Genomic DNA, 12,509 nt, shown 5'->3' on the forward strand with positions numbered 1-12,509 from the left:
AGAACACCCCCCTTTCGAACTTGGAATTTTTTATTTATTTGAAAATAAGGTAGGTTTTATAGATTGTGATTGAATCCCTTCTTCTTTCGTTTGTGAATTATAGGGGACTATAAAATATGAAGGCATTGAAAATATATTTACATTTTCAATTTCAAATTTCCCACTGCCTCTAACAGAGCCGACATATTTAACAGTATTTGAACTTTCTTCATAGACTCGATATTCAATGCGTTCATCTTTTCCTGGTGTCCAATTAAGTGTAACCGTAAAAAGTCCAAGTGGCTTGAAAGTTAAGTTAGCTTTGACATCTGTAATTTCAAATAGACGTATTGGGGGTTCAAGCTCTTCCACATCCTTAGGAGTCGAAAACGCGGTTACTTGTTTTAGCTCTGATTGATCAAGAATCTTCTTGAATAGTTTCGTCGCTGAAGCACTTCCTGTTTTTAAATAATGGGTAGCATTTGATGTATCATATCCCATCCAAATGGCCCCAACAACAGATGGTGTAAATCCAACAAACCAGGCATCTTTGATACCGTCTTTCACACCTGGTAAATTAGTTGTTCCCGTCTTCCCTGCAAGTGCACCTGAATATGAACCAACTTTTGCTGTTCCATTATCCACGACCCCTTCAAGCATCCTCGTCATATACCAAGCTGTTTGTTTTGAAAATGCTTCGGTCTCATGACGAGATGCCTCACCTATCACCTTTCCATCACGATTGACAATTTTACTAATCACATGTGGTTCAATTACTTTCCCATCTCGGGCAAATGCACGATATGCTTTTGCCATTGCGATTGGAGAAATCCCTTCTTTTAGTCCACCAAGCGCAATTGATAACCCTTGATCAGGAATTGAAATCCCAGTTTTTGTCAAATATTTTTTAGCCGTGTCTATTCCAAGTCGATCTAGCATCCAAACTGCTGGTGCATTTGCAGATTCAATTAATGCATCGTACATTGATATTTTCCCTTTATAAATTCCAGATAAATTGCTTGGCTCATAGTCCCCATAGGATAGCTTTTTATCCACCAACAAGGAATAAGGTTCAAAGCCATTCTCCTCTAGTGCAGGCCCGTAAACAGCTAATGGCTTAATTGTCGATCCTGGCTGTCGCTTAACTACAACTCGATTTATCCCACGACTGACATAATGCCTGCCTCCTATTGCAGAAAGAACACCCCCTGTATCGTTATCAAGGAGAACAAAGGCGCCTTCCACTTGATCATCTACACCTGGAAAGTTCTTTTGATCCTTAAATAACTCGTAGGCTGTTTTTTGTATTTCTAAATGAAGAGGAACAGTGATTGTATAGCCACCTCTTAATAACTCCTCATTTGAGAGCTTATATCGCGTTTTTGCTTCTTCAAAAACCATATCAATATATGTTAATAAAGCTGGATCCCTCTCTATTTCATGTATGTCTAAAGATAATGTCTTTCCAAGTACCCTAACCGCTTCTTCTGGTTGTAGAAAGCCTCTCTTTTCCATTAAGCTAATCACGAGATCACGTCTTTGTTTACTTTTTTCAGGATGCAAAATGGGAGAATATGTAGAAGGTGCTTTAGGAATGGCTGCAAGGAGTGCCCCTTCTTCAACAGTTAATTCACTTACATTTTTATTAAAATAAAACTTAGATGCCGACTGAATTCCGTATGAACCATGACCAAAATAGATTTGATTTAGATACATTTCAAGGAGCTCTTGCTTTGAATATTTTTCTTCTAAATTAATTGCAATGATTAGTTCCTTCGTTTTCCTCAAAAAAGTCTTTTCATTTGTTAGAAATACATTTTTTGCAAGTTGTTGCGTTATCGTACTACCTCCTTCTACCTTCCCCCCAGCAACAATATCCTTGTAAATCGCCCTTCCAATCGCCTGGAGATCAATTCCATGATGTTGATAAAACCTAGTATCTTCAACTGCAATAAATGCCTGTTGTACATATTCTGGAATATCTTTAATTTTTACAAGGTCACGATTCTCATAATATAATTTCGTAATAAATTGCCCTTCCTCATCAATAAGCTTGGTTGCTGAATTCATCACAAGCTTTTTGTCATCAATCACATAGTCACCTGCATATAAGATAAGCAAATACCCACACAAACCAAGGACAAACGAACCTATAATAGTAATAAACAATAGAATTAATCTCTTCTTCATACAATACCCTCCTTGGAATGTTTAAAAACATGTATCTTGTGTAAACGAAGCTCTATATTAATGAAAGAAAAATTTTATCGATGTCTCATTTATTCTCAGATATTTTTCTTAGCTTGTTTTATTATGTTATCTTTTAGTATAACTGTAAAAGTTTCTCACTATGTATTGAATTTACCATCTAAAACGATTGGCATAAGGCCCAATTAAAATTCCAATGACGCTAAACTCAAAACGTAAAGGAGGAGTAACATGAATTTTTATATTGCATTTGGTACAGTTGATTTTTTAAAAAAGCTACAAATAAAGCATAAGAATAAAAACATGATTGCCTTTTATAATAACGAAACGGCGATTTTACTTCATGAAACAACAAAGAAGTCTGTATTTGCTGCACCAAAAAGATATGAAGTCCATACTGGCTCAGGGGAAATTGACTGCGCGGGGTTTGCAGCATTGACATATGTACCTGTTTCAGAAGAAGGAAAGCCACTTTTTGAAAACAATATTATCCAATTGAATTCTCTCTTTCACAGCACTCCTGGATTAGTGGCATTTCGAGTACTTCGCCCGATTAAAAACGACACCTTTGTAATCGCAAGCTTTTGGGTCAAAGAATCATTTTACCTAGATTGGACCCACTCGGCATCATTCAAACAGCTTGAACTTGTCATTCATAAAACAAAAGCAGGTCTTACCCAAACTGTTTTCACTGGCCCTGTCTACACAAAGACCTATCATGTACTAAAAGATGAATAGAATCGGACATTTAGTTATTGAAATAAGTTCCTTGTACTCGTCTACCATAGTGAAATTAAACCTAACACTAAGACCGCATTAATGTTTTAAAATATTGGTGATTTTCTGACAAATTCCGATATAATAGATATATATTTTAATGTCATCGGAGAGAGACACATGTTAAAATTCTTTAACATTACCTTACAAACAAAAATCATTACATTAATTGTTACCTTGATTGTGTTTGTAATCACAGTATTAACGGGGATGTTTATTTACTATGAAGCTAAAGACACTCATGAAGAAATGAGAAAGCTCGCGCTTCAAGCTTCGAGGACTATTTCATTAATACCCGTAATAAATGATGTTTCGCATCAAGACTTGCAGGAAGGTTCTATACTTGCTATAACACAACAAATCGGAAATCAAGTGGGTGCAGACTATGTACTCATTGAATATAAAGATGGACTAAATATCACATATCCTTCCGTCGATTTTGATCATTCTGCATTCGATCGTGAAAACTATAAAGCTATTGTTTTTGGTAGCTATTATACGGTAGAAACAGATAATCAATTAGGCCAGATTTTATGGGGAAAAGCACCAATCATCACACAAGAACATGGTCAACAGCTAATTGGTGTAGTAAGTGTCGGCTTCCTAAAAAGTGAGATTCAGGAAAGCATACATCAAAAGTTACTTAAAACCCTATTTATCGCTATTATTGTTTTAGTGATTGGTTTATTTGGTGGAGTTCTATTAGCAAGAAGTATTCGTAATGACATAATGGGTCTTGAACCTCATGAAATCGCTTCCTTATTTCGAGAAAGAAATGCGATATTGAAATCAGTAAAAGAAGGAATAATTGCCATTGATCAGATTGGATACATTACTCTACTGAATAATTCTGCAGAACAAATGCTTGGAATATCTAAGGACAGTATAAATAAACCTATAAAAGAAATCTTACCTAGTACAAAAATGCTTAGAGTTTTAGAGACAAATCTAGATGAAACCGATGACGAGATGATTCTTAATAATCGCGTCCTAATTGTGAACCGAATGCCTATTATTGAGAATGGAAAGACAGTTGGAGTGGTTGCAAGTTTTAGAGATAAAACAGAAATTAAAAAAATGGTCGATACACTAACAGAGATTAAAAACTACTCTGAAGACTTAAGGGCACAAACCCACGAATTTACGAATAAATTATATGTGCTGTCTGGTTTGTTACAACTTGAACAATACGAGCAAGCGGTTGCAATGATTCAAGAAGAAACTAATCAATTAAACTTTCAAAATGACCTTTTATTTAATCATATAAAAGACACAAAGATACAAGCTATCTTACTCGGTAAAATTGGAAAAGCTTCTGAAAAAAAGGTAAATTTGATAATCGATGAAAATAGTTCTCTATCTGAGTTACCAGAACATATTTCCATTACAGATTGCATCATTATTATTGGCAACCTTATTGATAATGCAATTGAAGAAGTAATACAAGAAGTAGGAGAAATCACGTTTTTTGTAACTGATATTGGGAATGACATCGTTTTCGAAGTTAGTGATAACGGCAAAGGAATTCCTAATGAGACAGTCCCTCACCTCTTCCACAAAGGGAAATCTTCAAAAGGAGAAAAAAACCGAGGTTTTGGACTTTGGAATGTAAAAAACGTTGTACTTAAATTAAACGGTTCAATTGAAGTGACAAACGGGAAAAATAGTGGAGCTATTTTTACAGTATTTTTACCCAAGAAAAAATAGAATTATAAGGAGGTAGGCTCATGATCAATGTCCTTATTGCTGAAGATGATTTTAGAGTAGCGTCTATTCATGAACAATTTCTTACAAAAATAGAAAATGTGAAGTTGATCGGAAAGTCTTCAAATGCAAAAGAAACACTTGAATGGTTAAAAAAACATGAGAATATTGATCTACTATTATTAGACGTTTATATGCCGGACAAAATGGGGACGCAAATTCTCCCCATTATTCGGCACCTCCATCCAGATGTAGATATCATTATGATTACCGCTGCAACAGAAAAACAACATTTAGAAGAATCGATTCGAAGTGGAGTCTTTCATTACTTAATCAAACCTGTAACCGTTGAAAAATTTACAGAGACTATAAAAAAATACATTGAAAAGAAACAACTTCTTAACAACACGGACGAGGTCGATCAAAAATTAGCAGACCAATATTTCGGAGGTAAACCCATACAGACGCTTGAAAAGAAAATCCATTATCCAAAAGGCATTGATCCCCTGTCACTAGAAAAGGTAAAAGAAATTATTAGCCAGTTGGATGCAGGTATCACTGCAGAAGAAATGGGAGAACGTATGGGAGCTTCAAGAACAACAGCCAGACGATACTTAGAATACTTAGCCTCAACCAATGAAGTAACTGCAGAGTTAGAATATGGGATAGTAGGTAGACCCGAACGAAAATACTCAAAAATAAAGTAATCAAAAGCATCTTGAACTGGATTCAAGATGCTTTTTCATGAACAAAATGAACAAAAAGTATTTATCGGTTTTTATATTACTTATTTTGAAAACGGTTACATATGTGTGTCAGAACTTTTATTATATCTATAAGGGTTAATAAAGAGCAGCTAGTTCGGCTGTGTTTCATTCACAAAAAAATTAAACTCAACAAAAGTAATGTTAGAAAGGGGTTATAAAATGGGGGCTTCAAGATTAATCATACCGACCATTTCAATTCTAATTAGTATTTTCTATTTTATATCAACTATCAATCTTCCAAAAGCAAAATTGGGAGATCCTAATGGTCCGATGTATTTTCCATTAATAGTTAGTATTTTTCTTTTTGTAGTAAGTGTTATTTATTTTATTAAAGAGTTTAAGCATCACTATCCAAAGAATGATGAAGTCCAGTTATTATTTAAAGGCAGAGCACCCTTTCTTATCATCTCAACACTAGTATTGTCACTCATTTATACTCTTATTTTTGAAAGATTTGGATTCTTACTCTCAACGATCCTCTTCATGATGGCTATATTATTTATCGTAAATGGAAAAGAAAAATGGAAAGTCAATATTAGTGTAGCTGTACTATTTAGTTTAGGGGCATGGTATGCCTTTACTCAATTATTAGACGTCAGCTTACCATAGATTAAGGGGGGATAACATGGATATACAAGGAATTCTTGAAGGATTTACAACCGTCCTTCGACCAGAAAATATATTATTTGTTGTATTTGGTGGGTTTTTAGGAACGATTGTTGGTATGCTCCCAGGCTTGGGACCCGCTACAGCTATTGCGGTTTTAATACCTGTTACATTTGGTATGGACCCCACTAGTGCTTTAATTTTAATGGCAACGATTTATTACGGAGCTATGTACGGTGGGTCACTAAGTTCGATATTAATTAATACACCTGGTGATGGATCAGCAGTAGCAGCAACATTTGATGGGTACCAGATGGCTAAAGCTGGTCGTGCTGGCCCAGCAATTGCCATTACGGCAATTGGATCACTGATTGGTGGATTTGTAGCTGTTATTGGCTTTATGTTATTAGCTCAACCACTATCAAAATTCGCGTTACAGTTTGGTCCAGCAGAGTATTTTTTACTCATGCTTTTCACTTTATCAGCAGTTGTTTCCCTTTCTCTGGGGAATATGACAAAGGGATTTATTTCAATGGGAATTGGATTAGTACTCGCTACTGTAGGAATTGACCTTCAAACTGGGGTATATCGTTATACATTTGGTAACGTTCACCTTAGTGATGGAATTGATTTTTTAGTTATTATTATTGGTGTATACGCTATTGGTGAAATTTTATATAACTATTTAACAATTGATAATCCACTTGGTAAGAAACACAAGCTTGGACGTGTTTGGATCACAAAAGAGGATTGGAAACGTTCAAAATGGCCAATGTGGCGTAGCTCTCCACTTGGATTTCTCGTAGGTGTATTACCAGGTGCTGGTGGTGCGATTGCTTCATTAATGGCATACAGTACTGAAAAACAACTCTCAAAACGTCCTGAAGAGTTTGGTAAAGGGGCCATTGAAGGGTTAGCTGCACCTGAAACAGCCAACAACTCAGCAGCTGTCGGTGCATTTGTTCCACTTTTAACAATGGGTATCCCTGGATCTGGAACAACAGCAGTAATGTTAGGAGCTCTTGTTATGCTAGGTGTCAAACCAGGTCCGCTACTGTTTGAAAGTGACCCAAATATGGTTTGGAGCTTAATTGACGCTTTATTTTTAGGGAATATTTTCTTATTTCTTATAAACGTACTAATGGTTGGTGTATTTATAAAAATATTAGATGTACCTGCTAAGGTTCTTTATCCAATTATTTTAATCCTTGCATTTATCGGTGCATATACAATGAACTATACCATCCTAGATTTCTATATTTTAATCCTTTTTGGATTTATCGGCTTATTCTTAAAACTATACAATTTCCCTATTGCTCCTATGATTTTAGCACTTATTGTTGGGGTTGATATGGAACAAAACTTCAGAAAAAGCCTTGTAGCAGGTCAAGGTAGCCTAGATATATTTATTGGTTCGCCTATTGCAATTACGCTAATCATCTTAACATTATTATCACTTACTTATCCATTATTCATGAACAGAAGAAAGAAAAAAGCTGGTAATACAAAAACCCTTAGCTCCTAGCTAAGGGTTTACTTTTTATATAAGTTTTTCAAGAACTGATTGTAGTATACCTCCTTTTTGATAATAGTCGACTTCTACTAGACTATCTAAGCGTACCATCGCAGTAAATTCTTTAGATTCCATTTGACCACTGTTAGTAGCAACAATGCGTACCTGTTGACCTGGTTTAATCGTTTCATTCAAACCTTTTATTTCAAAGTCCTCGGTTCCATCTAATTGTAAGATCTCTGCATTCTCCCCTTCACAAAATTGTAGCGGTAATACTCCCATTCCTACAAGATTACTGCGATGGATACGCTCAAAACTCTCGGCAAGGACGAACTTTACACCTAATAATGCCGTTCCCTTTGCAGCCCAGTCGCGTGAACTACCGGTACCATACTCTTTTCCTGCTATGATCAATAGACTCTTATTTTCGTTTTTATACCTCATAGCAGCGTCATAGACTGGCATTATTTCTCCTGTAGGTAAATATTTTGTATAGCCCCCCTCTTTACCATCTGCCAATTTATTTCGCATTCGAATATTTGCAAATGTCCCTCTAACCATGACATTATGATTTCCTCTTCTTGAACCATAAGAATTAAATTGACGAACTGGTATACCTTTTTCATTTAAATATAAACCTGCTGGACTATTTAATGGAATTTGTCCAACAGGAGAAATATGATCCGTTGTAACGGAATCACCTAACATCAATAATGTCTTGATATCTTTAAATAATGAATCTTGTTTGCTGTTAGAGCTCACTTCACTGAAATACGGAGCCTCTTGAATATATGTTGATCGATTATCCCATTTATAGAGAGGACCATTTGTAGATTCGATCGATAACCATGCTTCATTTTCAAAAATATGCTCGTATTCTTCCTTAAACATCTCACTTGTAATTGAAGAACTAATTATTTCATTTATTTCATCTGTTGTTGGCCATATATCTTGTAAATAAACTAATTTCCCATTGTTTCCTTTCCCAATTGGTTCGGAATAGAAATCAATCTTCACAGTACCTGCGAGTGCATAAGCTACAACTAATGGAGGTGAACTTAAATAATTTGCTTTAATTAATGGATGTACTCGCCCCTCAAAATTCCGATTTCCACTTAAAATCGAGGCAACGAGGAGGTTATTATCCTTAATAGCTGCTTCAACTGAAGGAATCAGAGCACCACTATTTCCACAGCAAGTTGCACAACCATAACCATCCAAATAAAAACCAATCTCCTCTAAAGCATGTAATAGTTCTGTTTCTTTAAGATACTTGGTCACAACTCGGGAACCAGGAGTAAGGCTTGTTTTTACATACGATGGCTTCTTTAGACCTAATTCCATCGCCCTTTTCGCAACTAGACCCGCCGCTATCATCACACTTGGATTAGATGTATTTGTACAGCTCGTAATTGCAGCTAATACAAGCGATCCTGTACCGATTTTACTTCCATCTGGTAAATCCACCTGCTTATTTAAAACTGATTCATCTATACCATATCCTCCAGAACTAACAGGCATTGATATAATTCTGGTAAACTCTTGCTTCATTGAGGACAATTCGATGCTATCCTGTGGTCTTTTCGGACCTGCGAGAGTTGGTTTGATTAAAGACAAATCCACCTCTATTGTTTCAGTAAACTGTGGATCGGGGGATTTATCTTTTCTAAAAAGCCCTTGTGCTTCATAATATGCCATTATTAATTTTCGATGATCTCCACGACCTGTAAGCTCAAGATAGTCCAGCGTTACATCATCTATTGGGAAATATCCCATTGTTGCACCGTACTCTGGTGCCATATTAGCTATCGTTGCACGATCAGTTAAAGAAATACTCGATAATCCCTTACCAAAAAACTCTACAAACTTTCCAACTACTCCCTTTTTTCGCAGGATGTTCGTAATTGTCAAGGTTAGGTCCGTTGCAGTAACACCTTCTTGAAGATTCCCAATTAACTTTATTCCAATCACTTCGGGAAGTACGAAATAAAGAGGTTGTCCAAGCATGGCTGCCTCTGCTTCAATTCCTCCAACTCCCCATCCAACTGTTCCAAGTCCATTGATCATTGTCGTATGAGAATCCGTTCCTACTACGGAATCAGGGTAAACTATTGTTTCTCCATTTTCCGTTTCTGTGACAACAGAACTAGCTAGATACTCTAAATTTACCTGGTGAACAATTCCGTTCGAGGGGGGGACGGTTCTAAAATTGGTAAAGTTGCTTTGTGCCCATCTAACAAAGCGATATCTTTCAAGGTTCCGCTCATACTCAAGCTTTAGATTTGCTGAGTAGGATTCCTGATTACCAGAATGATCAACAATCAAGGAATGGTCAATTACCAAATCAACAGGTATTTGGGGATTAATGTGAGAGACGTCTCCACCTTTTCGATTCACGGCATCCCTCATTGCAGCTAAATCAACAATAGCAGGGATACCCGTAAAATCTTGAAAAACGATCCTAGCAGGCTTAAATGGTATCTCTTTTTTTTCCCATTGCATAGTCTTCCAGTTTGCTAGTTGTTCAATATGAGCAGAAGTAATATGTTTACCGTCATTATGTCGAATTGCTGCCTCCAGTAGCATTTTAATTGAATATGGAAGTGATGAGACAGGATAACCCATGGCTTCTAAATCATTTATCCGATAATAGTGATAGTCCTTTCCATCAACATGTAGAGTTCTTTTTAAATTAGAAAAAACTTCTGTTACACTCATTCCATGTCCTCCTTTGATGTGCATTTAAATAAGCATTCTAGTTGAAGCACTTGCGCTGCTGTACAAAAACGCCACTACAGGACAGTCTTGTTCCTATATTCAGGCTTTAAAGACACTTAATGAGGAATATAAAGATCACCTTTTAGAATTCTACGTGCCGTTCGGTCCAAACCAACAGATACCACATCAGTTTTATCCTTAGATAGAGCAACACGGACTTCCGCTATTCCCTCTGGATGTCCAATTCGTATGATTTGTTCAATATCTCCCGCTTCTTTTTTTCTAGAAGTTTTATTAGGAATGGTTCCTTCAAGCAAAACAGCGGCAGCCAGATTATATAATCCGCTTCCAGCAAAAGTTCGATGCAATTTCTTCATTGAAACCATTTTTGCAACGATATCAATGTCCTCGGCCTTAATCTGTTTTCCTGTTGAGGTTCCATAATCATGTGGACTTGCAACAAGTGCTATCTTTGGAATAGATGGAATCGCTCTAGCTTCTTCCTCATTTTTTGCCATTCCACTTGAAACTGCCATTTTCAACCGAATTTCTTCGAGTTCATCCAATAAGGTACTATCAGATCCTATTACTTGGTTAGGCTCTGAACCAAGTAATCCAAAATTACTTGCAGCCACAAATACAAAAGGGTTTACGATATCGACAAAGGTTGCTTCATAATCTCTTTTTTTCGTTGATAGCGTTGTTCTTATTCCGATCGGTAGTGTACTTCCTGTCTTTCCACCTCCTGGAGAAAGGATGTTAACGATAATTTTTGCACCAGGGGTAACAATCCCTGGCATCAAATAATCACCCGATACCTTTGCATGACCGTTCGATATAGGTACGCGCATTTTTATCATTTTATGAATATTTTTGTTAAAGGCATTAACAGTAACACACTCATCATTCTGGTTTGCTTGGACAATTCCCTCATCAACAGCAAATGCCCCGATTGCCCCCATTAGATTTCCACAAGTACCTTCATCATCAACTACTTCCTCACCAATACCAATTTGATAGAATGTATAATCTAGATCGGCCCCCTTTACTGTGGGCTCTGAAATAACGATAACTTTACTCGTGTGGGATGTTCCACTTCCAAGACCATTTATTTGCGTTGGATTATAGGCGTCTATTCCTTCTAAAAAGATTTTATTCTTTAATTGTTTATTTACTGGCAGGTCATTTTCATGAAAAAAAAGTCCCCTACTTGTGCCCCCCCTGTAAACCACACACCGAACTGAAAATTGTGACATGGTAGCACCTCCTTACTTCACTTCTGGAACAATAGTCTTTGCGATTTCTTTGTCCATCTCTTCATAGTCATGAAGTTTAATTGTTTCATATAACTCTTTGCGTGTTTGCATCTGGTCTAATACATCACGCTGTGTTCCTTTTTCAAAAATTTGCGAGAATACTTTTTCATATGCTTTTGCAGCCGCGCGTAACGATGTAACTGGATAAATGACCATCGAGTAGCCAAAAGACTCAAATTCTTCTGCTGTATAATAGGGGGTTTTTCCAAATTCAGTCATATTTGCTAGTAATGGTATATCAAATTCCATGCTAAAAGCTCTAAAATCCTCTTCAGTATTTAGTGCCTCAGGAAATAAGGCATCTGCCCCAGCTTCCATATATTTTCTTAACCTCTGAATAGCTGATTCTCTACCCTCAACAGAGAGCGCATCTGTTCTAGCAACCACTATTAATGATGGAGCAACTTCTTTCAAAATTTTTATTTTTTGTTCCATCTCATCAATAGGAATTAATTTTTTTCCATTTAAATGGCCACATTTTTTTGGTAAATCTTGATCTTCAATTTGGACAGCAGCTACACCTGCCTCAACCATTTCCTTTGCAGTCCTGGCAACATTTAAGATTCCACCAAATCCTGTATCGATATCTGCTAAAAGTGGTAAATTGGATGCACGGATAATATCACGTGCTCTTTCTGCCACTTCCTGAGAATGTAACACCCCTAAATCAGGTAGGCCTCGACTTGCAGTATAAGCCCCACCCGATAAATAAAGTGCTTTAAAACCAACTTTTTTTGCCATTAAGGCAGCCATTCCGTCATGTGTACCCATAATTTGAAGGATGGACTTTTCTTCTATTAACCTCTTAAATTCTTCTGCTAATTCTTTCTGACTTTTTTGATGTTCGATAAGCCATGTCATGATTTTCCCTCTTTTCTATAGATGTATCGTATTCTCAAAGTATGAAGGACCCTATAAAAT

General features: G+C 36.5%; 9 protein-coding genes. 5 read left to right on the forward strand and 4 right to left on the reverse strand.

Going from position 1 to position 12,509, the window contains the following annotated elements; genetic code table 11:
- Positions 1–30: 30 nt before the first annotated feature.
- Complete coding sequence (locus ACWPVE_RS02985; RefSeq protein WP_453990575.1) at positions 31–2,169, reverse strand: transglycosylase domain-containing protein; 2,139 nt, start codon at positions 2,167–2,169, stop codon at positions 31–33.
- Positions 2,170–2,418: 249 nt separating this feature from the next.
- Between ACWPVE_RS02985 and ACWPVE_RS02990 the strand changes: the two genes are divergently transcribed.
- The 5 genes from ACWPVE_RS02990 to ACWPVE_RS03010 all read left to right on the forward strand — a co-directional run bounded on the left by ACWPVE_RS02990 (position 2,419) and on the right by ACWPVE_RS03010 (position 7,566).
- The gene (locus ACWPVE_RS02990) at positions 2,419–2,925 is read left to right on the forward strand and encodes an antibiotic biosynthesis monooxygenase family protein (protein ID WP_453990576.1); all 507 of its coding nucleotides are present in this window, start codon (positions 2,419–2,421) and stop codon (positions 2,923–2,925) included.
- 159 nt (positions 2,926–3,084) lie between these two features.
- Positions 3,085–4,671: an ATP-binding protein gene (locus tag ACWPVE_RS02995; protein ID WP_453990577.1), complete on the forward strand. Its 1,587-nt coding sequence runs from the start codon at positions 3,085–3,087 to the stop codon at positions 4,669–4,671.
- A 20-nt stretch (positions 4,672–4,691) separates the two neighbouring features.
- Entirely contained in the window at positions 4,692–5,375 is a 684-nt protein-coding gene (locus ACWPVE_RS03000) for a response regulator (RefSeq protein ID WP_453990578.1), read from the forward strand.
- Positions 5,376–5,594: 219 nt separating this feature from the next.
- Positions 5,595–6,044: a tripartite tricarboxylate transporter TctB family protein gene (locus ACWPVE_RS03005; RefSeq protein WP_453990579.1), complete on the forward strand. Its 450-nt coding sequence runs from the start codon at positions 5,595–5,597 to the stop codon at positions 6,042–6,044.
- A 16-nt stretch (positions 6,045–6,060) separates the two neighbouring features.
- Positions 6,061–7,566: a tripartite tricarboxylate transporter permease gene (locus ACWPVE_RS03010; protein WP_453990580.1), complete on the forward strand. Its 1,506-nt coding sequence runs from the start codon at positions 6,061–6,063 to the stop codon at positions 7,564–7,566.
- Positions 7,567–7,581: 15 nt separating this feature from the next.
- Here the strand turns inward: ACWPVE_RS03010 and acnA are convergent, their stop codons facing one another.
- From acnA to prpB, 3 genes are all read right to left on the reverse strand, one after another.
- Positions 7,582–10,272 carry an aconitate hydratase AcnA gene (acnA, locus tag ACWPVE_RS03015; protein ID WP_453990581.1) on the reverse strand — a complete coding sequence of 897 codons (2,691 nt, stop codon included), beginning with the start codon at positions 10,270–10,272 and terminating at the stop codon, positions 7,582–7,584.
- A gap of 116 nt (positions 10,273–10,388) precedes the next feature.
- Positions 10,389–11,528, reverse strand: a complete 1,140-nt coding sequence (locus tag ACWPVE_RS03020) for a PrpF domain-containing protein (RefSeq protein ID WP_453990582.1) — start codon at positions 11,526–11,528, stop codon at positions 10,389–10,391.
- Between the two features lie 12 nt (positions 11,529–11,540).
- The gene (gene prpB, locus ACWPVE_RS03025; protein ID WP_453990583.1) at positions 11,541–12,449 is read right to left on the reverse strand and encodes a methylisocitrate lyase; all 909 of its coding nucleotides are present in this window, start codon (positions 12,447–12,449) and stop codon (positions 11,541–11,543) included.
- Between the last annotated feature and the right edge of the window lie 60 nt (positions 12,450–12,509).

This window comes from Bacillus nitroreducens, assembly GCF_964021195.1.